26 protein-coding genes are annotated in these 26,033 nt (G+C 63.8%); 10 read left to right on the top strand and 16 right to left on the bottom strand.

The features are described 5' to 3' along the window. The first annotated feature begins 94 nt into the window (after nucleotides 1-94). The 5 genes from AWB76_RS03970 to AWB76_RS03950 all read left to right on the top strand — a co-directional run bounded on the left by AWB76_RS03970 (nucleotide 95) and on the right by AWB76_RS03950 (nucleotide 5,708). Nucleotides 95-883, top strand: a complete 789-nt coding sequence (locus AWB76_RS03970) for an alpha/beta fold hydrolase (RefSeq protein WP_061158806.1) — start codon at nucleotides 95-97, stop codon at nucleotides 881-883. Between the two features lie 136 nt (nucleotides 884-1,019). Continuing rightward, nucleotides 1,020-1,277, top strand: coding sequence for a BTH_I0359 family protein (locus AWB76_RS03965; protein WP_008351849.1), 258 nt, complete (start codon nucleotides 1,020-1,022; stop codon nucleotides 1,275-1,277). 222 nt (nucleotides 1,278-1,499) lie between these two features. Continuing rightward, nucleotides 1,500-2,561, top strand: a complete 1,062-nt coding sequence (locus tag AWB76_RS03960) for a homocysteine S-methyltransferase family protein (RefSeq protein ID WP_061158805.1) — start codon at nucleotides 1,500-1,502, stop codon at nucleotides 2,559-2,561. Between the two features lie 78 nt (nucleotides 2,562-2,639). Then, entirely contained in the window at nucleotides 2,640-5,357 is a 2,718-nt protein-coding gene (gene metH, locus AWB76_RS03955; protein ID WP_061158804.1) for a methionine synthase, read from the top strand. 144 nt (nucleotides 5,358-5,501) lie between these two features. After that, entirely contained in the window at nucleotides 5,502-5,708 is a 207-nt protein-coding gene (locus AWB76_RS03950) for a hypothetical protein (RefSeq protein WP_061158803.1), read from the top strand. 107 nt (nucleotides 5,709-5,815) lie between these two features. Here the strand turns inward: AWB76_RS03950 and AWB76_RS03945 are convergent, their stop codons facing one another. Then, nucleotides 5,816-6,142: a DUF1840 domain-containing protein gene (locus AWB76_RS03945; protein ID WP_061159012.1), complete on the bottom strand. Its 327-nt coding sequence runs from the start codon at nucleotides 6,140-6,142 to the stop codon at nucleotides 5,816-5,818. A 265-nt stretch (nucleotides 6,143-6,407) separates the two neighbouring features. Between AWB76_RS03945 and argS the strand changes: the two genes are divergently transcribed. The 4 genes from argS to AWB76_RS03925 all read left to right on the top strand — a co-directional run bounded on the left by argS (nucleotide 6,408) and on the right by AWB76_RS03925 (nucleotide 10,684). Continuing rightward, entirely contained in the window at nucleotides 6,408-8,192 is a 1,785-nt protein-coding gene (argS, locus tag AWB76_RS03940; protein WP_061158802.1) for an arginine--tRNA ligase, read from the top strand. Between the two features lie 130 nt (nucleotides 8,193-8,322). Continuing rightward, entirely contained in the window at nucleotides 8,323-9,084 is a 762-nt protein-coding gene (locus tag AWB76_RS03935) for an SPOR domain-containing protein (RefSeq protein ID WP_061158801.1), read from the top strand. A 161-nt stretch (nucleotides 9,085-9,245) separates the two neighbouring features. Further along, nucleotides 9,246-9,893, top strand: a complete 648-nt coding sequence (locus AWB76_RS03930) for a thiol:disulfide interchange protein DsbA/DsbL (protein ID WP_061158800.1) — start codon at nucleotides 9,246-9,248, stop codon at nucleotides 9,891-9,893. A 17-nt stretch (nucleotides 9,894-9,910) separates the two neighbouring features. Continuing rightward, on the top strand, nucleotides 9,911-10,684 hold the full coding sequence (locus AWB76_RS03925) for an SDR family oxidoreductase (RefSeq protein WP_061158799.1): 774 nt from the start codon (nucleotides 9,911-9,913) through the stop codon (nucleotides 10,682-10,684). Nucleotides 10,685-10,745: 61 nt separating this feature from the next. Here the strand turns inward: AWB76_RS03925 and AWB76_RS03920 are convergent, their stop codons facing one another. The 13 genes from AWB76_RS03920 to motA form a co-directional block, all read right to left on the bottom strand. Further along, nucleotides 10,746-12,062 carry a DUF3443 domain-containing protein gene (locus tag AWB76_RS03920; protein WP_061158798.1) on the bottom strand — a complete coding sequence of 439 codons (1,317 nt, stop codon included), beginning with the start codon at nucleotides 12,060-12,062 and terminating at the stop codon, nucleotides 10,746-10,748. A 17-nt stretch (nucleotides 12,063-12,079) separates the two neighbouring features. Further along, entirely contained in the window at nucleotides 12,080-12,601 is a 522-nt protein-coding gene (locus tag AWB76_RS03915; RefSeq protein WP_061158797.1) for a DUF2844 domain-containing protein, read from the bottom strand. A gap of 261 nt (nucleotides 12,602-12,862) precedes the next feature. Beyond that, nucleotides 12,863-13,588 (bottom strand): protein phosphatase CheZ, encoded by a 726-nt coding sequence (gene cheZ / locus AWB76_RS03910; RefSeq protein WP_061158796.1) that lies wholly within the window; start codon nucleotides 13,586-13,588, stop codon nucleotides 12,863-12,865. Nucleotides 13,589-13,590: 2 nt separating this feature from the next. Next, complete coding sequence (cheY, locus tag AWB76_RS03905; protein ID WP_061158795.1) at nucleotides 13,591-13,986, bottom strand: chemotaxis response regulator CheY; 396 nt, start codon at nucleotides 13,984-13,986, stop codon at nucleotides 13,591-13,593. A gap of 50 nt (nucleotides 13,987-14,036) precedes the next feature. Continuing rightward, nucleotides 14,037-15,128, bottom strand: coding sequence for a protein-glutamate methylesterase/protein-glutamine glutaminase (locus AWB76_RS03900; protein WP_061158794.1), 1,092 nt, complete (start codon nucleotides 15,126-15,128; stop codon nucleotides 14,037-14,039). Next, nucleotides 15,125-15,865, bottom strand: coding sequence for a chemoreceptor glutamine deamidase CheD (gene cheD, locus AWB76_RS03895; RefSeq protein WP_061158793.1), 741 nt, complete (start codon nucleotides 15,863-15,865; stop codon nucleotides 15,125-15,127). The genes AWB76_RS03900 and cheD overlap by 4 nt, the downstream gene beginning before the upstream one ends. Continuing rightward, a complete protein-coding gene (locus tag AWB76_RS03890) occupies nucleotides 15,862-16,785 on the bottom strand; it encodes a CheR family methyltransferase (RefSeq protein ID WP_061159011.1) in 924 nt (307 codons plus the stop codon). The genes cheD and AWB76_RS03890 overlap by 4 nt, the downstream gene beginning before the upstream one ends. Before the next feature lie 135 nt (nucleotides 16,786-16,920). Beyond that, nucleotides 16,921-18,765, bottom strand: coding sequence for a methyl-accepting chemotaxis protein (locus tag AWB76_RS03885; protein ID WP_061158792.1), 1,845 nt, complete (start codon nucleotides 18,763-18,765; stop codon nucleotides 16,921-16,923). Nucleotides 18,766-18,793: 28 nt separating this feature from the next. Beyond that, nucleotides 18,794-19,312, bottom strand: a complete 519-nt coding sequence (gene cheW, locus AWB76_RS03880; protein WP_061158791.1) for a chemotaxis protein CheW — start codon at nucleotides 19,310-19,312, stop codon at nucleotides 18,794-18,796. Nucleotides 19,313-19,329: 17 nt separating this feature from the next. Next, nucleotides 19,330-21,651 (bottom strand): chemotaxis protein CheA, encoded by a 2,322-nt coding sequence (gene cheA / locus AWB76_RS03875; protein WP_061158790.1) that lies wholly within the window; start codon nucleotides 21,649-21,651, stop codon nucleotides 19,330-19,332. Nucleotides 21,652-21,697: 46 nt separating this feature from the next. Continuing rightward, entirely contained in the window at nucleotides 21,698-22,087 is a 390-nt protein-coding gene (locus tag AWB76_RS03870; protein WP_061158789.1) for a response regulator, read from the bottom strand. 66 nt (nucleotides 22,088-22,153) lie between these two features. Then, nucleotides 22,154-23,152 carry a flagellar motor protein MotB gene (motB, locus tag AWB76_RS03865; RefSeq protein ID WP_061158788.1) on the bottom strand — a complete coding sequence of 333 codons (999 nt, stop codon included), beginning with the start codon at nucleotides 23,150-23,152 and terminating at the stop codon, nucleotides 22,154-22,156. 25 nt (nucleotides 23,153-23,177) lie between these two features. Further along, nucleotides 23,178-24,038: a flagellar motor stator protein MotA gene (motA, locus tag AWB76_RS03860; RefSeq protein WP_061158787.1), complete on the bottom strand. Its 861-nt coding sequence runs from the start codon at nucleotides 24,036-24,038 to the stop codon at nucleotides 23,178-23,180. A 290-nt stretch (nucleotides 24,039-24,328) separates the two neighbouring features. Between motA and AWB76_RS03855 the strand changes: the two genes are divergently transcribed. Beyond that, nucleotides 24,329-24,751, top strand: coding sequence for a YfiM family lipoprotein (locus AWB76_RS03855; protein WP_061158786.1), 423 nt, complete (start codon nucleotides 24,329-24,331; stop codon nucleotides 24,749-24,751). Nucleotides 24,752-24,757: 6 nt separating this feature from the next. Here the strand turns inward: AWB76_RS03855 and flhC are convergent, their stop codons facing one another. Both flhC and flhD read right to left on the bottom strand, forming a co-directional pair. After that, the gene (flhC, locus tag AWB76_RS03850; RefSeq protein WP_061158785.1) at nucleotides 24,758-25,333 is read right to left on the bottom strand and encodes a flagellar transcriptional regulator FlhC; all 576 of its coding nucleotides are present in this window, start codon (nucleotides 25,331-25,333) and stop codon (nucleotides 24,758-24,760) included. 17 nt (nucleotides 25,334-25,350) lie between these two features. Beyond that, nucleotides 25,351-25,674 (bottom strand): flagellar transcriptional regulator FlhD, encoded by a 324-nt coding sequence (gene flhD / locus AWB76_RS03845; protein ID WP_061158784.1) that lies wholly within the window; start codon nucleotides 25,672-25,674, stop codon nucleotides 25,351-25,353. Between the last annotated feature and the right edge of the window lie 359 nt (nucleotides 25,675-26,033).

The raw sequence follows: 26,033 nt of genomic DNA, 5'->3' as shown, positions 1-26,033 counted from the left end.
GCCGTCACACTTCGTGACACCGCGCAGGCACGACTTAGGCGCGTGCAGTCAAATCGGAAACAGCATCGCAAACCGCATTCTTTACGGAGCCGACATGCAGTTGACGATCAATCGCATCGATACACGCTATGTTCTCGACAACGAAGGCGGCGGTCCCTGGCTCGTCTTCATCCATCAACTCGCCGGCGATCTTTCGATTTGGGATCAGATGGCCGGCTACTTCCGCAACGACTTCACCGTGCTGCGCTACGACTTGCGCGGGCACGGCGAGACAACCGTATCGCCGGATTCGTTCACGATCGACGATCTCGCCGACGATCTCGCGCAACTGCTGGAGCAGCTCGGCGCGCCATCGGCGCATGTGGTCGGTCTGTCGATCGGCGGAATGGTCGCGCAGAAGTTCGCGATCAACCATGCCGCCAAAGTGGAATCGCTGACCGTTGTCGGCGCGCCGGCCTTTATCCCCGAGGACGCGCGTCCGACATTCGCGCAACGGGCAGCTTCCGTGCGCGAAAACGGGACAGCGAGTATCGTGGATGCCACGCTCGAAAGATGGCTGACGCCCGAATTCCGCAAGGCGCATCCTGAAGTGACAGAGCCAATCGGGGAAACGATCGCGCGCACACCCACCGAGAGTTTCGCGCGCGCGGCGGAGGCCGTCAGCCGTTTCGATGCGCGAGACAAACTGGCCTCAGTGGACAAGCGCACGCTGGTCATCGCGGGTCAGCACGACACTGGCACGCCGCATGCTGCTTCGAAGGTGGTCGCAGACACGGTGCCCGGCGCAAGATTCGAATTACTTAACGCCGCGCATTTGACACCGGTGGAGGAATCGCAGCGCTTCTCCGGTCTATTGGGGAACTTCTTGCGCGGTTCAAGTTGATTTTTCCTGTTTTTGTTGCAAAAGAAAGCCTCGATACAATCGGCATCACATCGAGGCCACCCCTTGAATTCCAACCCAATCGCTCCAACTAGGACCCAGGATTGCTACGGAGCAACAAGGAATAAGGAGTGTCGCCATGCAAATGATCTACAACAGCCCCAACTATTGCGTCGTCGAATTTCCGCCGCAAGACAACCATCTCGCCATGAAGGCGGGCGGCTACGAGATCGTCGACAAGAACACGCAACGGGAGATCTTCATCGATGGCGCGCTCGCGGCGAAGTTTCGCGAGCACGTTCAACAGTTGATCGCTGAAGAGCCGTCGCTCGAAGATGTCGATGAATTCCTCGGCCAGTTCGACATTTTGATGAATCAACCCGTCGTGCTTCACTGATGCATGCACGCGCGCGGACGGCTTCGCGCCGTTCGCGCCCGCCGCCGCCCGGACTCGCGGCTCAGGCGACACCCGCTGTTTCACCAAAGACCCCGCCCCGCAATCGGCGGGGTTCTTTTTTGCCGGCCGGCAACGCGCGCGCGCCCGTCCACCGGAAGCGACCGGTGCGCGCTGCGGCTACAATGTCAGGCTATTTCACATTTGGTGCAGGCCTCGTCCGTCATGACCCAGAACGCCATTCCGAAAGCGCCCGCGCGCGCCTACACGCGCGGCGCCGCGCTGCCCGCGCTGCTGCAAAAGCGCATCCTGATTCTCGACGGCGCCATGGGCACGATGATCCAGCGCTACAAGCTCGACGAAGCCGCGTATCGCGGCGAGCGCTTCAAGGACTACGGCCGCGACATCAAGGGCAACAACGAACTGCTGTCGATCACGCAGCCGCACGTTATCCGCGAGATTCACGAGCAATATCTGGCGGCGGGCGCCGACATCCTCGAAACGAACACGTTCGGCGCGACGCGCGTCGCCCAAGCCGATTACGGCATGGAAGACCTCGCGGCGGAGATGAACATCGAGTCGGTGAAGCTCGCGCGCGAAGCCTGCGACAAATACTCGACACCGGACAAGCCGCGCTTCGTCGCGGGCGCGATCGGACCGACGCCGAAGACCGCGAGCATTTCGCCCGACGTGAACGATCCGGGCGCACGCAACGTCACGTTCGACGAACTGCGCGACGCGTACTACGAACAGGCAAAAGCGCTGCTCGACGCGGGCTGCGATCTCTTCCTCGTCGAAACGATCTTCGACACGCTGAACGCGAAGGCCGCGTTGTTCGCACTCGATCAACTGTTCGAGGACACCGGCGAACTCGTGCCGATCATGATTTCGGGCACCGTCACCGATGCATCCGGCCGCATTCTGTCGGGCCAGACGGTGGAAGCGTTCTGGAATTCGCTGCGTCACGCGAAGCCGCTCACGTTCGGCCTGAACTGCGCGCTGGGCGCGGCGCTGATGCGTCCGTACATCGCCGAGCTGGCGAAGATTTGCGATACCTACGTGTCCTGCTATCCGAACGCCGGCCTGCCGAATCCGATGAGCGACACGGGCTTCGACGAGACACCGGACGTGACGTCGGGATTGCTGAAGGAGTTCGCGACCGCCGGCCTCGTGAACGTCGCGGGCGGCTGCTGCGGCACGACGCCGGAGCACATCGCGGAGATCGCGAAGGCGCTGGCCGAAGTGAAGCCGCGCGCGTTCCCGTCGCAATATCGCGAAGTTGCGTAAGCAGCAAATAAGCAGCAAATAAGCAGCAAATAAGCAGCAAATAAGCAGCAGCCTGACATCGATTAAGAGATACAAGACATGACCGATCACACGATGCGCCTCTCCGGCCTGGAGCCGTTCAACGTCACCGGCGGCTCGCTCTTCATCAACGTCGGCGAGCGCACGAACGTGACCGGCTCAAAGGCGTTCGCGCGCATGATCCTGAACGGCCAGTTCGACGAAGCGCTCGCCGTCGCGCGCCAGCAGGTCGAAAACGGCGCGCAGGTCATCGACATCAACATGGACGAAGCCATGCTCGATTCGAAAGCCGCGATGGTGCGCTTTCTGAATCTGATCGCGTCGGAGCCGGATATCGCGCGCGTGCCGATCATGATCGACTCGTCGAAGTGGGACGTGATCGAAGCGGGCCTCAAGTGCGTGCAAGGCAAGGCGATCGTCAATTCGATCTCGCTGAAGGAAGGCAAGGAACAGTTCGTCCATCACGCGAAGCTGATTCGCCGATACGGCGCGGCGTCGGTCGTGATGGCGTTCGACGAGCAAGGCCAGGCCGACACGTTCCAGCGCAAGACGGAAATCTGCAAGCGTTCCTACGACATTCTCGTGAACGAAGCCGGTTTTGAGCCGGAAGACATCATCTTCGATCCGAACATCTTCGCCATCGCGACGGGCATCGAAGAGCACAACAACTACGCCGTCGATTTCATCGAAGCCACGCGCTGGATCAAGCAGCATCTGCCGCACGCGAAGGTGTCCGGCGGCGTGTCGAACGTGTCGTTCTCGTTCCGCGGCAACGATCCGGTGCGCGAGGCGATCCATACCGTGTTCCTGTATCACGCGATTCAGGCGGGCATGGACATGGGCATCGTCAACGCGGGACAGCTCGGCGTGTATGCCGATCTCGATGCCGAACTGCGCGAACGAGTCGAAGACGTCGTGCTGAATCGCCGTGACGACGGCACGGATCGTCTGCTCGAAATCGCCGACAAGTTCAAGACCGGCGCCGCGAAGAAGGAAGAGAACCTCGAATGGCGCAATCAGCCGGTCGAGGCGCGTCTGTCGCATGCGCTCGTGCATGGCATCACGAACTTCATCGTCGAAGATACGGAAGAAGTGCGGCAGAAGATCGACAAGGCGGGCGGCCGTCCGATCAACGTAATCGAAGGCCCGCTGATGGACGGCATGAACATCGTGGGCGACCTGTTCGGCGCGGGCAAGATGTTCCTGCCGCAAGTCGTGAAGTCCGCGCGCGTGATGAAGCAGGCGGTCGCGCATCTGATTCCGTTCATCGAAGAGGAAAAGAAGCGTCTCGCCGATGCGGGCGCGGACGTGCGGCCCAAGGGCAAGATCGTCATCGCGACCGTGAAGGGCGACGTGCACGACATCGGCAAGAACATCGTGTCGGTCGTGCTCCAGTGCAACAACTTCGAAGTGGTCAACATGGGCGTGATGGTGCCCTGCGCGACCATTCTTCAGAAGGCGAAGGAAGAAGGCGCGGACATCATCGGGCTGTCGGGGCTGATTACGCCGAGCCTCGAAGAGATGGCCTACGTCGCCTCCGAAATGCAACGCGACGAATACTTCCGCGGCAAGCAGACGCCGTTGCTCATCGGCGGCGCGACGACTTCGCGCGTGCATACGGCCGTGAAGATCGCGCCGCATTACGAAGGGCCGGTCGTGTACGTGCCGGACGCGTCGCGGTCGGTGTCGGTGGCGTCGAGCCTGTTGTCCGACGAGGGCGCGGCGAAGTATCTCGACGAACTCAAGACCGACTACGACCGCATCCGCACGCAGCACGCGAACCGCAAGGCGCAGCCGATGGTCACCTACGCAGAGGCCCGCGCCAACAAGACAAAGATCGACTGGAGCGCGTATGCGCCGAAGAAGCCGAGCTTCATCGGGCGTCGCGTGTTCAGGAACTATGACCTCGCGGAACTGGCGAATTACATCGACTGGGGTCCGTTCTTTCAGACGTGGGATCTCGCCGGTCCCTATCCCGCGATCCTGAACGACGAGATCGTGGGCGAATCGGCGCGCCGCGTGTTCTCCGACGGCAAGTCGATGCTCTCGCGCCTGATCCAGGGCCGCTGGCTGACGGCGAACGGCGTCGTCATGCTGCTGCCCGCGAACACCGTGAACGACGACGACATCGAGATCTACACCGACGACTCGCGCTCGCAAGTCGCGATGACGTGGCGCAATCTGCGTCAGCAGAGCGTGCGTCCGGTCGTCGACGGCGTGATGCGCCCGAACCGCTCGCTCGCCGATTTCATCGCGCCGAAGGACTCGGGCGTGAAGGACTACATCGGCATGTTCGCGGTGACGGCGGGCATCGGCGTCGATAAAAAGGAACAACAGTTCGAAGCCGATCACGACGACTACAGCGCGATCATGCTGAAGGCGCTCGCCGACCGTTTCGCGGAAGCCTTCGCCGAAGCGCTGCACGCGCGCGTGCGTCGCGAGCTGTGGGGCTATGCGGCGAACGAGACGCTCGACAACGATGCGCTGATCGCGGAAAAGTACGCGGGCATTCGTCCGGCGCCGGGTTATCCGGCGTGCCCGGATCACCTCGTCAAGCGCGATATGTTCGAAGTGCTTCAGGCAAACGAGATCGGCATGAGCGTGACCGAATCGCTCGCGATGCTGCCGGCGGCGAGCGTGTCGGGCTTCTATCTCGCGCATCCGGACAGCACGTACTTCTCGGTGGGCAAGATCGGCGACGATCAGCTCGCGAGCTACGCCGAACGCATGGCCATCTCGACGTCCGATGCGGAACGCGCGCTCGCGCCGCAGCGTTGATGCATCGAAACGACATATCGCGCAACTGATAGCCGGAATATGCACGGAACCGGCGGGAAGTTTTTGGTTTCCGTAGACTTGTCAGCGCGACGAGCCGTCGTCATGACGGCCAACGCAATCCTTTCGTCAACGGAGATAAGTCGCATGAAGAAGATGACGTCCGCCGTAACCGTAGCGATCGCCGCGGCGCTGCTCGCCGTGTCGAGTTCGGCCGCGTTCGCGCAGGCGAGCAGCACCGAGGCTTCCTCGTACTCGCCGCCGCAGACCGAGCACAAGAAGAAACCCAAGAAGCCGAAGAAGCAGCATCCGCCCGCGAAACCCGCAGGCCCGGAAAGCGGCCAGTCGCAGTAATACGCAGTACGCGACTCAAGCCGTCAGACGTTTCATCGGAAGAAAAAAACCCGCATCGGCGACGATGCGGGTTTTTCTTTGTCGACGCTGCGAACGACGCCGGGCGATCAGACGCCCCAGAGAATATCGGCGTTGTGTTTTTGCGCGAGCCGCAGCATGTCGATGAACGGAAACGCGCGCTGCGCGAGTCCGACCGGATGCTCGTGCGGCACATGGCCTTCCTCGCCTTCGTGAAAATGGCCCTCGTGCTCGGCGCGCTCTTTTTTATCGGTCGCGACGGCCGCTTCGAGTTTCTGGATGGCAGCCGGCAGGTCTTCGTGCGTGATGACGCCCCGCGCCGTGAGCTGCTTGCCGATGATGCCGAGCAGATACTCCGCGAGGTTCTCCAGCATGATGACGTCCGGTGCGGCCGGACATTTGAACGTGATCAGCATGGCATGGTCCTTTTGTTTATGTTGGGTCATAGGCGGTTTGCAAACGAAACGCGCAGACGAGCCGGTCTCCCTGACATGACGACGTGACAACACCCTGATTCGACATATTAGCACCTGCTAAAATCCCTACTTCATGTGGTGCTCGGTTCCGTTCGGCTGCACACACCACATTCCGGGGCCAACGTGTCGCGAAGTCGCTCTTCTGAGTCGGTGCACACGCCAGAACGCGCCCCGTCAGCCCTCGCTCCACTGGATCACATTCAGCATGCTGCCCGCACATAAACACACACTCGAAACGCTCATCTCCGACGCGGTCAAGCAGGTCGCACAAGCCACGCAAGGCGCCAGCGAAGCGGCCTTCATCGCGCCCGCGATCGTCCTCGAACGTCCGAAGGTCGCGGCGCACGGCGACGTGGCATCGAATGTCGCGATGCAGCTCGCCAAACCGCTGCGCGCGAATCCGCGCCAGCTCGCGCAGCAGATCGTCGATGCCTTGCTAGGCCTCCCGGCCGCGAAGGGTCTCGTCGAGAGCGCCGAAGTGGCGGGTCCCGGCTTCATTAATCTGCGTCTTTCCTCGTCGGCCAAGCAAGACGTGATCCCGGCCGTGCTCGGCCACGGCGCCGCGTTCGGCCGCTCGACGCGCGACGCGGGCAGACACGTGCTCCTCGAGTTCGTGTCGGCGAATCCCACGGGTCCGCTGCATGTCGGCCACGGCCGTCAGGCGGCGCTCGGCGACGCGCTCTCGAACCTGCTCGAAACGCAGGGCTACGACGTGCACCGCGAGTTCTACTACAACGACGCGGGCGTGCAGATCAACAACCTCGCCATCTCCACGCAACTGCGCGCGCGCGGTCTCAAGCCGGGCGACGCGCAATGGCCGGAAGCGGCGTACAACGGCGAGTACATCGCCGATATCGCGCGCGACTACATGGCGGGCGAAACCGTCGCGGCGAAGGACGGCGAGCCGGTGAAGGGCAAAGGCGACGTCGAGGATCTCGAAGCCATCCGCCATTTCGCCGTCGCGTATCTGCGTCACGAGCAGGACATGGATCTGACCGCGTTCGGCGTGAAGTTCGACCAGTTCTATCTGGAGTCGTCGCTGTACAAGGAAGGCCGCGTCGAAAAGACGGTGGCCGAGCTCGTCGATGCCGGCAAGACCTACGAGCAGGACGGCGCGCTGTGGCTGCGCACCACCGACGAAGGCGACGACAAAGACCGCGTGATGAAAAAATCCGACGGCACGTACACGTACTTCGTGCCGGACGTCGCATATCACGTGACCAAGTGGGAGCGCGGCTACACGAAGGTCATCAACATTCAAGGCTCGGACCACCACGGCACGATCGCGCGGGTGCGCGCGGGCCTGCAAGGACTTGGCATCGGCATTCCGAAGGGCTATCCCGACTACGTGCTGCACAAGATGGTGACCGTCATGCGCGACGGCCAGGAAGTGAAAATCTCCAAGCGCGCGGGCAGCTACGTGACGGTGCGCGATCTGATCGAATGGTCGGGCGGCCTCACGCCGGGCCACGAGACCGCGCCCGATCAGATCGACGAGGACACCATCCGCCGCGGCCGCGACGCCGTGCGCTTCTTCCTGATCTCGCGCAAGGCGGATACCGAATTCGTGTTCGACATCGACCTCGCGCTCAAGCAGAACGACGAGAATCCGGTCTACTACGTGCAATACGCGCACGCGCGCATCTGCACGATCCTCAACGACTGGAAGGAACGCTACGCGGGCGATCTCGCGCAAGCGGCCAAGGCGGACCTTTCGCCGCTGTCGAGCGACCGCGCGATGGCGTTGCTCAACAAGCTCGCCGAATTCCCGGACATGCTTGCGCACGCCGCCGAGGAACTCGCGCCGCACGCAGTCGCGTTCTATCTGCGCGACCTCGCTGGCGAATTTCACTCGTTCTACAATGCGGAGCGCGTGCTCGTGGACGATGAAAAGGAACGCACGGCGCGCATCGCGCTTCTCGCCGCGACGCGCCAGGTTCTCGAAAACGGCCTCGCGACCATCGGCGTTTCCGCTCCTCAAAAGATGTGAAACTTCTGCCGCGCGGGCACCGAAATCAGAATTTTCGGACCGCGCGAGCAGATGCCTGGCGCGGGCTTGTCTTGAGCCGCCGCTATAATCGTCGCCCAACCAGAAGACTTTCTCGCAGGTGATTCATACGATGGCAAAACCACGCCGCACATCGAAGCAGTCGAAGCAAACGGGGGGAACGTTTATCGGCATCGTGCTGGGCCTGATCGTCGGCCTCGCAATCGCCGTGATCGTCGCGCTGTACATCACGCGCGCGCCAACGCCGTTCGTGGCGAAGGTCGCGCCGCCGCCGTCCGAAGCCAACTCCGCGCCCGCCGCCGCGCAGCCGTACGATCCGAATCGTCCGTTGCAGGGCAAGTCGCCGGGTCAGGCCGTGCCGCAAGCCGCGCAGCCCACGCCGCCCAACACCGCGCCGGGTCAGACTAACAACCAGACGCAGTCGTCGGGCATGCTCGACGAGCCGCAGATCGTCGAGGTGCCGCCTTCGGGCGCAAACGCATCCGCGCCGAAGACCGCGAGCACTACGCCCGCGAAGAAGCCCGAAGCCACGCCGAACGCGCCCGCCGCGACGAGCAGCGCGAACGCCACGCCGCCGAAGGGCGGCTCGGCGCCCACGACGGCGAAAACCACGCCGCCCGCGCCCGGCGAGCCGAACACCGGCTACTTCCTGCAGGTCGGCGCGTACAAGACGCAAGCGGATGCCGAACAGCAGCGTGCGCGTCTCGGGTTCCAGGGTTTCGAATCGAAGGTCACGCAGCGCGATGCAGGCGGCGTGACGTACTATCGCGTGCGCATTGGGCCGTTCGCGAAGTTCGAGGACATGAACACGGCGCGTCAGCGTCTGTCCGATGCGGGCGTCGATACCGCCGTGATCCGTTTCTCGAAGCAATAACGCAGCAAACGAAGTCGAGGTGCCTGCGCGCCGCAAGACGGCGGCGCAGGCCTCAGACGCCGCGACGCTTGAATGGGCTTAAGCGTGGCTTAAGCGTCGTATGTCCCACTATTGGGCCTGCTTTTGTTCCGTCGCGTATTCATTGCGTACCCTCTTCAATCATGAAAAAAATCTTTAGCGCGTTGGCTCTTTCCCTCGGCATCGCAGCGGCTTCCCTGAGCCTCGCGACTTCGGCGCAGGCCGCGCCCACCGCCGGCAAGGACTACTCCGTCCTGCAGGCGCCGCAGCCGATCGCCGCGCCCGCGGGCAAGGTCGAGGTCATCGAGTTCTTCTGGTACGGCTGCCCGCACTGCAACGAGTTCGAGCCGTACATCGAGGCATGGGCGAAGAAGCAAGGCCCGGACGTCGTGTTCAAGCGCGTGCCGGTTGCCTTCCGCGACGACTTCATTCCGCACTCGAAGATGTATCACGCGCTCGACGCGCTCGGCGTCGCGGAAAAGGTCACGCCGGCCGTGTTCAACGAAATCCACGTGAAGAAGAACTATCTGCTGACGCCGCAGGCGCAGGCGGACTTCCTCAAGACGCAGGGCGTCGATCCGAAGAAGTACATGGAAGCGTATAACTCGTTCTCGACGCAAAGCGCCGTGCAGCGCGACGCCAAGCTCCTGCAGGACTACAAGATCGACGGCGTGCCGACGGTCGTCGTCCAGGGTAAGTACGAAACCGGCCCGGCAATGACCAACAGCCTGCCGGGCACCACGCAGGTCATGGACTTCCTCGTCCAGCAAGTCCGCGACAAGAAGCTCTGATCCCCACCCGCGCCGGTATGAATGCAGTTCGCCTGAAGGTCTTCATTACCGGCGCATCGAGCGGCATCGGCCTCGCACTCGCCGAGGAATACGTAAAACGCGGGGCCATCCTCGGCCTCGTCGCCCGCCGCGCCGATTCTCTCGCCGCGTTCGCGGCCCGTCATCCGCAAAGCGCCATTTCCATCTATCCCGCCGACGTGCGCGACTCCAACGCGCTCGCCGATGCCGCGCGCCGCTTCATCGCGGAGCACGGCGCGGCGGATATCGTCATCGCGAACGCGGGCATGAGCCGCGGCGCGCTCACAGGCCACGGCGATCTCGACACGTTCCGCACCGTGATGGACGTGAACTACTTCGGCATGGTCGCGACGTTCGAGCCCTTCGTCGAATCGATGACGGCCGCGCGGCGCGGCACGCTCGTCGGCATTGCGAGCGTCGCGGGCGTGCGCGGGCTGCCGGGCGGCGGCGCATACAGCGCGTCGAAGTCGGCGGTGGCGAAGTATCTGGAAGCGCTGCGCGTCGAGATGCGTCCGCTCGGCGTCGGCGTCGTCACGATCGCGCCGGGCTACGTGCGCTCGGAAATGACCGCGCACAATCCGTATCGCATGCCCTTTCTGATGGACACCGACCGCTTCGCCAAGAAAGCCGCCGACGCGATTCAACGCCAAGTGCGCTACGCGACGTTTCCGTGGCAGATGCGCATCGTCGGCATGTTGATGCACGTGCTGCCGCGCCGGGTCTACGACGCGCTCGCCGAGCGCGCGCCTCGGAAGCCGCGCGCGGACGAGTGACAAAAAAAACCGGCTGCGCAAAACGCAGCCGGTTTTTCATGTGCGGACCGCTATCGCCGCGTCAGAACGCCACGTAGGCCGAACTGTTCGGCAACTGGTATCCGACATAGACATGCCGGCCGAAGAAGAACGGCAAGCCGAAGTCGAAGAAATTCGACATGCCCAACTGACCGCCGAGACTGTTGAACGCGAACTTGTTCTTGCCCGAAGTCAGCGAGCTGGCATTGGCGAGCAGGAACGGCACGACCGCGCTGTTGCCTTCGGTGCCTTTGATCGTCGTCGACAGCGACTGCGTCGAGCTCGGGCAATAGAACGCCGTCGAACCGTTGCAGAGCGGGAAACTATCCTGGAAGAAGTTGCCGTTCGATCCCGTGTCGAAGAACGTCTTGTACGTCTTGCCCTTGTACGTGCCGGTCAGATCGCCGTATTGATCCGTGCCGTACTTCGTCACGTTGCTGATCGCGTTGTTGCTCTGCGTGCCTATGCCGAATATCAGGACGCCGCTCGCGGTGGCTGTGCCGTTATCGGCGACGGGCGGCAGTTGCACGATCACGCCATTGTTGTTGACCGCGAACTTCGTGACCGGATTCGTCACCTGCTGCGCGAGCGGGACCGCGACACCCGTGCAGTTCGCGCCGTTGCTGCACGAGAAGTACATCGCGTTGAGCGGCGTGCTCACACATCCGTCGCCGCAATCGTAGGTTTGCGGGCCGATGCCGAGAATGCCGTTCGCGCCGATATCGGCGGTCGAATTCTCGTCGCCACCGGACGGGCAGCCGTTATCGCCGGTCGGCGCCGCCGATGCGTTCAGATCGCCGATGATCTGCAACGGCACGCCCGACGCCACTTCGGTGCCGATCTTCACGTCGGCCGTGCGCACGGTGCCCCACGTGTAGCCGTCCGCGAACCCGGCGCATTCGGCGAGCTGGCCGCCGTTCGACGCGCGGGCGGTCGGCAGGCTGCCGAGCACGGACTGCGCGGCCGACCCAAGAATGCGCAGACCGAACGACGCGGTATCGACCTGAATGTTGTCGATGGTCTGGCACACCGACGAGCCCGGCGCGCACACCGTCACCGACACGTTCGGAATGTTGACGAAGCCCGCGACGCCGGAGTTGACGTTGATCGCCACGGCGTTCGTGCCGTTCGGCGCGATCGGCTGGGCGTTGGCGCTGCTGGTGCCCGAACTGCCGCCGCCGGAGCCGCCGCCCGATCCGCCCGAGCCGCCCGACGAACCGCCGCTGCTGGAACTGGAATCGTCGCCGCCGCCACCGCCGCACGCCGCGAGCATGACGGAAAGGCAAAGCACGCCGAGCCAGCGGACGAAGCCGCTGCGTCGGGAAGAAATGGCGGGATGGCCGAGTGTCGTTCTATGCATACTGAGTCTCCCGTCGCTTACTGGATGTCGCTGGCGGATACGCCGGCGGGCAAGGATTGCGGCAGATATGCGCTGCCTGCAAACGCGCCCATGTGACCGCCCGAATCCACGACGAGTCCGGAGCCCTGCACGCTCACCGGCCCGCGGCCGCCGCGCGCGGCGCGCTGCGCCTTCAGGCCCTGCTGATATTGCGGGAAGTAGCTGCCGAGCAGGCTCGAGAGATCCGGCACGCGCGGTCCGTGCCACGCGATGCCGAAGACGACGCCTTCCGTGGACAGATATTCATTCACGACGGTTCCGCTCGCGAGCACGGTCGAGCGAACGGTGTAGTTCGATGCCGACGCCGACGATGCGCCGCTTGCCACAGCCGCATGCGCGACCGAGTTCGTGGACGTCGTCGAGCTGGCGCCTTCCGGCGCGGTCATCGGCTGGCCGCCGAGCACGGCGTACGCGGGCGCGGCCGCGCAGCCCAACGCGCCGGCGACGATCGCCAACGCGCTTACAAGATGCCCATGACGGGGTTGCTTCGGTGCCTTCACTGGGCCTCCTTTCGGTAATCCGCCGGCTGCGTGCCTTCGCTCGCGGCCGGTTCTTGACGATTGAGTGACAGATGCGCCACCGCATTTCGCCCTAATTTTTTTGAGCGCGAATATCATCAGTATGCCAGCCGCGGGGAATAGTCCTAACGTTCGGAAGCGCACACAAAGAAAAACGCGAAGCACAATGGTATGCGCTTCGCGTGTCGGTGCAACGCTGAGTACGTCGAAATGACGGATGCTTACAAAGGCTCGGAAGAAGGCTCAGAAGCCGAGACTGGCGAGCAGATCGTCCACTTGCGACTGATCCTGCACGACGTCGCTGCGTCCTTCCGGATTGATCTGCGGACCGTTGAGCAGGCCTTCCGGACTGCCCGTCGACGACGACAGCGACGACGACATCAGCGCCGCAGCCGATGCCGCGAACTGCTCACGCCGCTCCGGCGCGATGTTTTCGAGCAGCACGCCGAGCAATTGCTGCTCGATCAGATACACGACGTCCGTGATCTTCTTGATCACCTGGCCGGTCAGATCCTGAAAATCCTGCGCGAGCATGATTTCCAGCAATTGCGCATTGGTCGCCTGCGTCCGCTCGGGCACGCTTTGCAGGAACGTGCGCGTCTGCGCGAGCAATTCGCCCGCCTCGGCCTGCGCGAGCGGCGCGTCGTACCATTTCGCCCAGCGCGCATCGAGTGCCTGCGCCTCGGTTTGCATCGATTCCTGCACCGGCTTGGCGAGTTCGATCGCGTTGAGCGCGCGCTCGGCGGCCTGCTCGGTCATCGTCGCGACGTACTTCAGGCGGTCGCGGGCATCGGGCACGGCTTGCGCGGCGGCTTCGACCTGCTTGTCGAGGCCGAGCTCGCGCATCGAGTCGCGCAGCGTGCGCGTCAGTTGCCCGATGCGCGCGAGAATGCGGTCGCTCGACGGATCGCCCTCGGCATCGGCAACGGCGGCGACCGCGGCTGCGAATTCTGTGGTCAGATCGTTCACGATCAGCTCCCCGTTTTGGCCATCTTCTCGAGAATCTTGGTGAGCTTCTCGTCGAGCGTGGCGGCCGTGAAAGGCTTCACCACGTAACCGTTCGCGCCCGCTTGCGCCGCCGCGATGATGTTCTCCTTCTTCGATTCCGCCGTCACCATCAGCACCGGCAGATGCGCGAGCGTCGCGTCCGCGCGGATCTGCTGCAGCATCGACAGGCCGTCGAGGTTCGGCATGTTCCAGTCGGTGATCACGAAGTCGAAACCGCCGCCGCGCAGACGCGCGAGGCCCGCCGCGCCGTCTTCGGCTTCGTCGACGTTGCCGTAGCCCAGCTCCTTGAGCAGGTTGCGCACGATACGGCGCATCGTCGGAAAATCGTCGACGACGAGGATCTTCATGTTCTTGTCCATCACTACTCCCTTGAGTTCTCAATGCGGCAGCGCCGCGTAATCCAGAAAGTTCAGACGCGCTGTACGCGTTCGCCCATCGAGGCAAGCCGCGCCATCACGCGCCGGCTCATTTCAGAGAGCGGCGCGATTTCGCTCGCGCCGCCCATTGCAATCGCTTCGCGCGGCATGCCGAACACCACGCAACTCGCTTCGTCCTGTGCGAGCGTGTAAGCGCCCGCCTGCTGCATGTCCAGAAGACCGGCGGCGCCGTCGCGGCCCATGCCGGTCAGGATCACGCCGATCGCGTTCTTGCCCGCATGCTGCGCCGCCGAGCGGAACAGCACGTCGACGGACGGCCGATGCCGGTTCACCGGCGGCGCATCCGACAGATGCGCGACATAGTTCGCGCCGCTTCTCGCGAGCACCAGATGCGCGTGGCCCGGCGCGATATACGCGTGGCCCGGCAGCACGCGCTCGCCGTGCTCCGCTTCCTTCACGGTGATGCGGCACAGCCCGTTCAGGCGCTGCGCGAACGACTTCGTGAAGCCCGGCGGCATGTGCTGCGCGATGAGCACCGCGGGCGCATCGGGCGGCAGCGGCACGAGCACTTCGCGGATCGCTTCGGTGCCGCCCGTCGATGCGCCGACGATCACGAGCTTTTCCGTCGACACGAGCGGATTGTTGAAATGCGGCGCGGGCTTGTGCGCCGCCGCGTTCGCCGGTGCGCTCGCCACGTGCGTCGTCTGCTTGACGCGCGCCCGCGATGCCGCGCGCACCTTGTCGGCGAGCTTTTCCGCGTAGTCGAGCATGCCGTCGCGAATGCCGACCTTTGGCTTCGTGACGAAATCGACCGCGCCGAGTTCCAGCGCGCGCAGCGTGATTTCATTGCCGCGCTCGGTCAGCGACGACACCATCACGACCGGCATCGGCCGCAGACGCATCAGCTTCTCGAGAAAGTCGAGGCCGTCCATGCGCGGCATTTCGACGTCGAGCGTGAGCACGTCCGGGTTATGCAGCTTGATGAGTTCGCGCGCGACGAGCGGATCGGGCGCGGTCGCGCACACGTGCATGTCGGGCTGCGAGTTGATGATCTCGGTCATCAGACTGCGCACGAGCGCCGAATCGTCGACGCACAGCACTTTGATCTTTTGCGCTGTGTTCATGCTTCCTCCACGGTCTTCGGACGCGACGTGAACAGTTCCACGCGCGGGCGCTTCACGCTCGCCGCTGGCGTGTTCGTCGTGAACAACTCCACGCGCGGTTTCGCGCCCGCCGCATTCGACTGAAACAGTTCGACGCGCGCACGCGCCTTCGCGAGCCGTTCCGCGCGCTCTTCCGGCGTGCGCTGCACGAGCGCCTGCTCGCGTTCGACGACGACCGGATCGTGCTGCGTCTTCAGCTTCTTGACCATCACCTGGCCCGAACGCGGCATGAACGCGACCTTGCGCGGATGCGCGCCCTGCAAATCCTCCGCGACGATGCGAATCTTCTCCAGCGCGAGATAACGCCGCACGAACTCCGAATTGCGATCGCCGATGTTGATCGTCGTCATGCCCGCGAGCACCGCGCCGCCGCCGAACACCTTCGCTTCGAAGCGCTCGCGCCGTCCGCCGCGCTTGATGAGCTCGTTGATGAGCACTTCCATCGCGTAGGCGCCGTAGCGCATCGAATCGGACGATGCGTGCGAGGCATCGGAACCGTCATCGGGCAGCATGAAATGATTCATTCCGCCGATGCCCGCCGTGCGATCGTTGATGCACGCCGCCACGCACGAGCCAAGCACGGTGACGAGCACCATGTCTTCGCTCGTCATGTAGAACTCGTTCGGCAGGAGCTTCACGCCCTGCTTCTTGAAGTGATTGTCGAAATAGAGGTTTGACGCCATCGGCAGTCCGCTCATGCCGGCTCTCCCGCGAGCGCGCGCTTCGAACCGCTCGCGACCTTCGTGTCGCGCGCGAGTTCGTACACGGTCTGGCCGCGCAGCCTGAACGCCTGCGACACATACGTGAAGTTTTCCGAATGCCCCGCGAACAGCAGCGCGCCCGGCTTCATCAGCGGCTCGAAGCGCGAGAGCACTTGCCCTTGCGTCGGCTTGTCGAAGTAGATCATCACGTTGCGGCAGAAGATCGCGTCGAACGGACCTTTGATGTCGTAGCGCGCGTCGGTCAGATTCACGCGGCCGAAGTTCACCATCGCGCGCAATTCGGGGCGCACCTTCACGAGGCCCGCGTGCGAGCCCGTGCCCTTCAAAAAGAAGCGCTTGAGACGCTCGACGGGCAGCGCCTTCACCTGATCGAGCGAATACACGCCCGCTTCGGCTTTCGCGAGCACCTGACTGTCGATGTCGCTCGCGAACACCGTGCACTGCCGCGCCGTGTGCTCGCCGAGCGCTTCGATGAGCGTCATCGCGATGGAATACGGCTCCTCGCCCGTCGATGCCGCCGAGCACCACACCGAGAACGGCTGCTGCCGGCGCTTCACGAACTCCGCGAGAATCGGGAAGTGATGCGACTCGCGGAAAAACGCCGTGAGGTTCGTGGTCAGCGCGTTGACGAACGCTTCCCATTCGGCGTTGTCGTCGTGGGTTTCGAGACGGTCGAGATACTGCTTGAACGTATCGATGCCGCAGGCGCGCAGACGTCGCGCGAGGCGGCTGTACGCCATGTCGCGTTTATGGTCCGACAGCGAGATGCCCGCGCGGCGATGAATCAGCTCGCGAATGCGGGCGAAGTCCGCCGGGGTGAATTCGAAATCGCGCTCGACTTCCGTGCCGCGCACAGAGGCGGGCGAGTCGACGCGTGCGTTGCGCGTTGCCATCATGATGTTTCGTGCTTCCTTGGCGACATCGTCGCGCTCGCGGCTTGCGATGCAGGTGTGGACCATGCGGACGCGCGCTTTTCCTGCGTGTCGATCGTGATGCGCGATGCCTGCATGGCCGTTTCCGTTGCGTTTGCGTTAAAAGGTTTCCCAGTCGCCGTCGTCGGCGGTCGTCGCCTTGACGCGCGGCGCGGCAGCGGGTTTCACGACGCTCGCCGGCTTGACTGCGGGCTTCGCTGCTTCCTTCGCTGCTTCCTTCGCTGTGTCCTTCGCTGTGTCCTTATTAACGGCCGCTTCCGGCGCAACTTTTGGCGTCCCGGCGGACTTCGCTTTCGATGCAGGCGCGGACGTCGAAGGCTCGACACGCGCCGCCGGCGAAAGACGCGACGCAGCCGTCGATGCGCTCGTGCGCACCGGCGCCGCGACAGCGCCTTGCACGCGCCATTGCGCGACCACGCCCTTCAGCTGGCGCGTCTGCTCTTCGAGCGAGGCTGCAGCCGCCGCCGCCTCTTCGACGAGCGCGGCGTTCTGCTGCGTCACGCTGTCCATCTGCGTGACGGCGCGATTGACCTGCTCGATGCCGTCCGACTGCTCTTCCGAGGCCGCGCTGATCTCGCCCATGATGTCGGTCACGCGACGCACCGCCTGCACGATCTCGCCCATCGTCTGACCGGCGCGCGCGACGAGATCCGTGCCGCTGTCGACCTTCGCGGCCGAATCGCCGATCAGCGTCTTGATTTCCTTCGCCGCCGCCGCGCTGCGTTGCGCAAGCGAGCGCACTTCGCCCGCGACCACCGCGAAGCCGCGGCCTTCCTCGCCCGCGCGCGCCGCTTCGACAGCCGCGTTCAGCGCGAGAATGTTGGTCTGGAACGCGATGCCTTCGATCACGCCGATGATGTCGACGACCTTGTTCGAGCTGGATGCAATCGCGTGCATCGTCTCGACGACCTGCTCGACCACTTCGCCGCCGCGCGACGCGATATCCGACGCGTTCACCGCGAGCTGGCTCGCCTGGCGCGCGTTGTCGGCGTTCTGCTTCACGGTGCTCGTCAGCTCTTCCATGCTCGACGCCGTTTCCTGCAACGACGCCGCCTGCTCTTCCGTGCGCTGCGACAGATCCGTGTTGCCGCTCGCGATTTCATGCGCGCCGACATCGATCGATTCGGCGCCGCGATGCACCGCGCCGACCATCGCCGTCAGATTGCCGCGCATGCGTTCGATGCCCGCGAACAGGCGCCCGATTTCATTGCCGCTGTCGCTGTGCGCGCTCTGCGTGAGATCGCCGCGCGAGATGCGGTCGAAGTGATCGACGGCATCGTTGATCGGCTTCACGATCAGGCTCGAGAGCGCCATGCGCGTGCCGATGAGCATCAGCACCGCCAGCACGAGCACCGCGCCGATCGTCATGTTGAGCGCCGCGATATGCGACGACGTGCCGGCGCGCGAACTCTCCGCGTGCGCCTGATGCGCCGAGACGGCAGCGGTCACGGCCTGATCGAACGAGACGAACATCGGGCTGATCTTCGTGTCGGCGATCGCGTGATACCCGGCCAGGTCGTTCGCGCGGATCGCGGCGAACTCCGGCTCCACGCCGGTTTTCACGAGCGCGTCACGCTGAGCGACGAGCGCGTCGAGCGTGTCCTTCGGCATCATCGGCTTCGGCGTGTCGAGATAGAGCTTCCAGTTCTCGTTGCTCTTGTCGAGCAGATACTGGCCGCGATCGATCGCCTTCTTCGCTTCGTCCGTGCTGCCCGCTTCGGTGAGCGAGCGCACGCGGTCGAGCGTCACGCGCGAGCGCAGCAGATACGACGACGTTTCGGAGAGCGCGCGCATCGCGACCATGTCTTCCTGCGCGAGCGACGTGAGCGACGCACCGGCCGAGTTGAGCCCGACGAGCGCGAGCCCGCCGATCAGCGCCGCGCATCCAACGAACAACAGACCGACGAGCGTGAGCGTCGTGCGGATCGACAACTTCTTCAGCATGGCTTCTTCCTGCGTTTCTGATTACGTTTTATGCGCCGACGGAATCGATCAGTTCCATCTCGCGGCTCGTCATGAGCTTCTCGATGTCCATCAGAATCAGCATGCGGCCATCCACGGTGCCGAGGCCCGTCAGATATTCGGTTGCGAGCGTGCCGCCGAATTCCGGCGCGGGCATCACTTGCTCCTGCGTGAGCGTGAGCACGTCCGACACGCCGTCGACCACCATGCCGACCACGCGATGCGCGACGTTCAGGATGATCACGACCGTCTGGTTGTCGTACTCGACGCGGCCCAGATTGAACTTGATGCGCATATCGACGATCGGCACGATGATGCCGCGCAGATTGATCACGCCCTTGATGAAGCCGGGCGCATTCGCGATGCGCGTCACGTTGTCGTAGCCGCGAATCTCCTGCACCTTCAGGATGTCGATGCCGTATTCCTCGGCGCCGAGCGTGAACACGAGAAATTCCTGTCCGGCCGCCTCGGCGTTTTGCGTGTCACGTCGCGAAGGCGCGGCGGTGTGAATCGATTGAACGTCTGCCATGAAAAACTCCTTCGGTATTAGTGAGCGTGCGCGCCGTGCTGTGCGCGCGATTCGCGATTGAGCGCGGCCACGTCGACGATCAGCGCGACGCTGCCGTCGCCGAGAATCGTCGCGGCGGAAATGCCGTGCACCTTGCGGTAATTCGTTTCGAGGTTCTTCACGACCACTTGCTGCTGGCCGACGAGCTCGTCGATCAACATCGCGAAGCGGCGGCCTTCCGTCTGCATGATCGTGACGATGCCTTGCGTCGGCTCGGTGCGCGCGCCTTCGACATCGAACACGCGATGCAGCGCGACGAGCGGCAGATATTCACCGCGCACACGCACGACGCGCTCGCCGTTCGCGACCGTGTAGATGTCGTCGGCCACGGGTTGCAGCGACTCCATCACGAAGTTGAGCGGCAGAATGAAGATCTCGTTGCCGACCTTCACCGACATGCCGTCGAGGATCGCGAGCGTGAGCGGCAGCACGATCTTCGTCGTGGTGCCCGCGCCCTGGCGCGACATGATTTCGACGTGGCCGCCCATCGACTGGATGTTGCGCTTCACCACGTCCATGCCGACGCCGCGGCCGGAAATATCGGTGACCTGTTCGGCGGTCGAGAAGCCCGGCATGAAGATGAGTTGCCAGACTTCTTCGTCGGTCATCGATTCGGACACCTGCATGCCCTGCTTCTGCGCCTTCGCGAGAATCTTGTCGCGGCGCAGGCCCGCGCCGTCGTCGCTCACTTCGATCACGATGTTGCCGCCGTGATGCGCCGCCGACAGCACGAGCTGGCCGGTCGCCGCCTTGCCCGCCGCGCGGCGCGCTTCCACGGTTTCGATGCCGTGATCGAGCGAATTGCGCACGAGGTGCGTGAGCGGATCGATGATGCGCTCGATCAGGCTCTTGTCGAGCTCGGTCGCCTGACCGAACGTGACGAGTTCCACTTCCTTGCCGAGCTTGCCGGCAATGTCGCGCACGAGGCGCGGGAAGCGGCTGAAAACGTAATCCATCGGCATCATGCGGATGGACATGACGGCCTCTTGCAGGTCGCGCGCGTTGCGCTCCAGCTGCCCCATGCCGTTGAAAAGGCGGTCGTGCAATGCGGGGTCGAACGTGCTCGTGGTTTCCGCGAGCATCGCCTGCGTGATGACGAGTTCGCCCACCAGATTGATGAGCTGATCGACCTTCTCCACGCCGACGCGAATCGAGCTGCCTTCCGCCGATGCCGCCGCTTGCGGGCGCGCTTTCTTGTCGGCGTCGCCCGATGCGGACTTTGCCGGCTGAGCGGCGGACGGGTCTTTCGAACCCGCCGCCGTCGCCGCTTCTTCTTTTGCTGCGTCTTTTACTGCGTCCTTGCCTGCCACGGATGCGGGCGCCGCGTGCGCCTGCGATTGCTTCGGCTCTTCGTGTTGCATGGGTTGCGCAGTCCGCGCCGCCGGTGCTTCCAGGTGCTCCGGCTGTGCATCGGCGGATTGCGCCGCAGCGTCGCCACGGCCGATCGTGATCTGCGTTTCATCGATCACGAAGCAGCACACGGCAACGATATCGTCGGCCGGGACGTCCGAGTCGAGCCATACCACGTACTCGGCGTCCGTCTTTTTTTCCCCGACGATGCTTCCCAGGTTCCCCAGCTCCTCGATCAGAGTCGCCAGGTCCTTCTCGCCCACCCCCCGTAGCGTAATTTTCAGGTGGGGTCCAACTTCCGCGACCGGCGCGCCGGTGTGTCCCGGCGTCGCGGCGGCAGCGGTTCCCGCATGCGCTGTTCCTGCGTTCGATCCATCGGCGAGTTCGAACGCGCCGTCCCAGTTGCCGTCGTCTTCGATGGCGTCCATCGCCTGCGCGATCACGTGCGCGGGCGGTGCGTTCGGGCCTTCGTAGGCGGGCGCGACGATCGCGGCCGGCGCTTCGACGGCGCCGCCCGGCAGCGCGGGCGGCTCGATGTTGTTCGGCTGGCCGCCTTCGGCCTGCTCGTTCTTCAGGCGTTCGAGCTTCGCGCAGATCGCGGCGGCGGCGGCCGCATCCGGCTCGGCGCTCGCGCGATAAGCGGCGAGCTGATCCGAGAGCACGTCTTTCGTCGCGAGGAACGTGTCGATCATGTCGCGGCGCAGGACGAGCTCGTTGTTGCGCGCGCGGTCCAGCAGCGATTCGAGGATGTGCGTCGTTTCGGTGAGCGCGGTGAAGCCGAAGGTCGCCGCGCCGCCCTTGATCGAATGCGCCGCGCGGAAGATCGCCGCAAGGTCTTCCGGGTCCGGATTCGCGAGGTCCAGAACGAGCAGCAGTTGCTCCATCTGCGCGAGCAGTTCGTCTGCTTCGTCGAAGAAGGTTTGATAGAACTGGGTAATGTCGAGTGTCATGCTTGAGTCACCGCAGGGATGCTGTTCGATGCCGTTGATGTTCGGCTCAGTGCCGTTCTTGCTGTTCGTGCGTTTCCGAGAGCGCGGCGACCAGTTCCGTCAGCAGGTCCGGATCGAGCGGCTTCTCGATCCAGCCCGTCGCGCCCGCCGAGCGTGCCGCGTCCTTGAACGGCTCGCCGTCTTCGGTCGTCAGCACGAGAATCGGCGTCGCCTTGTAGGCGGGGTTGCCGCGCAGCGCCACGATCAGGTCGAGCCCGCTTCTGCCCGGCATATGCTGGTCGGTCAGTACGAGATCGAAGCGCTCCGCGAGCGCCCACTCCAGGCCTTCGTCGCCGTCGGACGCGACGGTCACTTCGTAACCCGCCGTCGCCAGCGTCGCCGAGAGGATTTGCCGCATGGCGGCTGAATCGTCGATTGCCAGAATGTGCTTGATCATATTTGTCTCTTGCCCTGATGACGGTCGAAACCTGCCGAGTCTTGAGCGTCTTTTTGAGGTATTTGCTCAGTTCGCCGCGGGTCTTGCCGCGACGCCGGGAATAAGCTGGCCGAGCGCCGTCGACGGAGTCCCGTTCGGGTCCGCGCCGTTGTCGAGCGTCGCGCCCGGAGAACCGTCGTCGCGTAGCATCGACAGTTCCGTCTTGCGGTTGAGCACGATCACGCTGATGCGCCGGTTCTCCGGATCGAGCGGATCTTTCTTGTTCAGGTTTTGCGTCGATGCGAGCCCGAGCACGCGCATCACCTTCGCTTCGTCCATGCCGCCCGCGACCAGTTCGCGCCGCGACGCGTTCGCGCGATCCGCCGACAGTTCCCAGTTGCTGTAGCCCTTGTCGCCGCCGGCGTACTTCACGGCGTCGGTGTGACCCTGCACGACGATGCGGTTCGGCACGCCGTTCAGCGTCCTGCCGATTTCGCGCAGGATGTCGCGCATGTAGGGCTGCACGGCGTCGCTGGAGAGCGCGAACATCGGGCGCTTCTGGGTATCGACGATTTCGATGCGCAAGCCCTGCTGCGTCGACTCGATGCGGATCTGCTGCTTGAACTGGCGCATCGTCGGATTGGCTTCGATCGCGGCCATGAGCTTCACCTGGAGATCGTGCAGGCGCACTTGCTCGCGGCGTTCCAGCTCGCCTTGCGCGGCCTTGAGCAGTTCCTCGTCGTTGTTGGACGATGCGCGCTGCGCGAGCTGCGTGCTGCCGTCGGTCTTGCGCGCGGCGCCCGGCTCGCTGCTGGAGATGTCCCGCCCGCCGCCCATGATGATGCTGTTGTCCATGCCGACGCTCTTGCCGCCGACCATCGCCGCCTTGAGCGGCATGTTGAAATACTCGGCGATGCCGCGCCGCTGCACCGGCGAGGTCGACGAAAGCAGCCACATCAGCAGGAAGAACGCCATCATCGCGGTCATGAAGTCCGCGTAGGCGAGCTTCCACGCGCCGCCGTGATGCCCTTTCTTGCCCGCGACGATGCGCTTGATGAAGATCGGGCGATCGTTTTCGTTGCTCATCGCTGTGTCTCGGCTAAGGCGGACGTCACTTCGACTTGACCCGGCGCACGTGTTCTTCCAGTTCGGAGAACGACGGGCGCTCCGTCGAGAACAGCACCTTGCGGCCGAACTCCACCGCGATCGCGGGCGCGTAGCCGTTCAGGCTCGCGAGGATGGTCACCTTGATGCACTGGAACATCTTGGTCTGCTCCGCCACGCGCTGTTCCGCGACGTTCGCGAGCGGCCCGATGAAGCCGTAGGAAAGCAGAATGCCGAGGAAGGTGCCGACGAGCGCCTGCGCGATCATCTCGCCGAGAATCGCGGGCGGCTGATCGGCGGAGGCCATCGTGTGCACGACGCCCATCACCGCCGCGACGATGCCGAACGCGGGCATCGCGTCGCCGACCTTGGTGAGTGCATGGGCGGGCGCTTCGCCTTCGACGTGATGCGTCTCGATTTCCTCGTCCATGAGGCTTTCGATCTCGAACGCATTCATGTTGCCACTCACCATGAGGCGCAGATAATCCGTCAGAAATTCGACGATGTGATGGTCCGCGAGAATCTTGGGGTACTGGCTGAAGACCGGGCTCTTCGACGGATCTTCGATATCCGCTTCGAGCGCGAGCGTGCCTTCCTTGCGCGCCTTCGCGAGCAGCACGTAGAGCAGGCCCATCAGCTCCATGTACATGCTCTTGTCGTACTTCGCGCCCTTGAAAAGCGTCGGCAGAACCTGGATGGTCGCCTTGATGGTCTTGACGTTGTTGCCGAGGATGAACGCGCCGACACCCGCGCCCGCGATCATCAGAATCTCGACCGGCTGCATGAGCGCGCCAAGGTGCCCGCCTTCGAGCGCGTAACCGCCGAACACGGACAGCAATGTCACGAGCGATCCTACGAAAATCAGCACAGTCGAGTCCTCACGTTTTGATGCGGTAAGACCGCCGTTAGGTGGGTTTACGGCACGGTGCTGAAAAACTTTGGGGTGGCGGTCGAGCGGGCCTTCAGAAGCGCTTCTTTTGCCGGTCCACGGCGGCTTTCGAGAAAATCGCTGCCTTGAAGCAATATTTATTCGCTCAATCCCCTCATGACGAGAAGGATTTTTTATTAATCCGACATAAATCCACATTTTCTGCCGATAATGCGAACACGCGTTCAGATTTGTCTTAGAGACGCGGCGGCGAGGAATCGGAGAGAAGAATGACGAGGGCAATGAAACAGGCCGGCGCGCTGGCGCTGACACTCACCGCGAGTTCGCTCGCGCACGCGGCATTCGATTGCAGCGGTTCGCGCGGCGGCTGGCGCATGCAGACATCGGATAGCTGGACGGGATCGGACAAGCTCGCGCATATGGCCGTGTCGGCGCCGTTCGGTGCGCTGGGCGCTTACGTGACGCGCGATTCGGAGCATCCGGTCATCTACGGCACGCTGCTCGGCACGGTACCGGGGCTGGCGAAGGAAATCGTCGACGGCACCTGCCGCACCGATGGCTTCTCCTACAAAGACCTCGCCGCCGATGCGCTCGGCGCGTGGATCGGCGCATCCGTCACGCACTGGGCGATCATGTATCAGCGCACGCCGCACGGCATGACCGTCGGGCTGTCGTACCACGACAACTTCTAGCCGCGTTCAGGCGGCGAACTGTCCCGCCTCGCCGCTCACGCCCACGCTCGCTCCGGCCTTGCGCGTCTTGCCCGCGCGCGAAGGCGGCTGGCACAGACCGCAGACATAGCCCGCGCGCAGCTCGTACGCATGCGCGACGAAACGTCCGCCGCAGCGCGTGCAGGCGTTGGTCTGCAACATGCCGGATTCGAAGTAGCGCACGAGCGTCCAAGCGCGCGTGAGCGACAGCACGGGCTCGTCGCCGTAGAGCGCGGCGTGCTCGAGATAGAGGCGGTAACTTTTCACGATCGCCTGGATCGTGCTCTGCGTGCCGCCGGCGCCGCCGTGCGCGTCGATGAAACGATAGATTCCGTGAAATAGCGACGAATGGATATTCGGCTGCCACGTCATGAACCAGTCGGTCGAGAACGGCAGCATGCCCTTGGGCGGCGACGCACCCTTCAGTTCCTTGTAGAGCTTGATGAGACGGTCGCGCGACAGGCTCGTTTCCGCTTCGAGCAATTGCAGTCGCGCGCCCAGTTCGATCAGCTCGATCGCCAAAGTGATTTCGCGGACTTCCGCGACCACGCTTTTCGTCGCCATCTGACTGTCGCGCGCCTTCAGCCGATCTGTTCGATGGGACCGTCGGCCAGCAGAATCGCCGCGTGGGCGTGCGCGAGCGCGGCGCTCTTGTCCTTGTCGGCGAGCGAGGAAAGGATCGCGTGGTCGTCGAAACGGAAACGGCACAGCAGATGGCTCGACGACGCCACTTTCACCGCCTGCGCGAGCGTCAGCGAGAGCAGCACCTGCGCGACCGGCTCGGACAGGCCGAGGCGATACATCGCCGAAACGCGGTCTTCCTGAAGGAGCCGCTGTGCGAGGAGCAAGTACGACAGATTCACCTCGCGGATTTCCGCGAGCGCACTCGTATGGCTGGTCGTCATCTTTTTCCCCGAATCGATACGTGGCTGGTCAGGCCCGGCGGGTGAACGTTTGCTCGAATTCGCAAAGAAAGGCGAATGCGGCCCCGCGCGCGTTGTCTGGTGTCGATTCGATTGTCGCCGATGCCCGCGGCCGCGCCTGTCGGAGAAAGCTTCCGACGCGACGACGGATTTTCATGAAGATTCGTGTCGGAATTTTTCTTACACGACGACGCTTTTGATTGCCGATCGGCAGAATCGAGTTATCGGCATGGATTCGTCTGACTTAATAGCCGGCCTGCAATTTTTCAGCGATCGCTTAAGCGGAGCGGGCTCGCGGATTGCTTAACTAGCCCGCGGCGCGTTGCATGCTTCGGATGCGT

This window comes from Caballeronia temeraria (assembly GCF_001544795.2).
In the GTDB taxonomy this organism is placed as follows: Bacteria; Pseudomonadota; Gammaproteobacteria; order Burkholderiales; family Burkholderiaceae; genus Caballeronia; species Caballeronia temeraria.
This window is presented reverse-complemented; position numbering and strand designations above follow the sequence as displayed.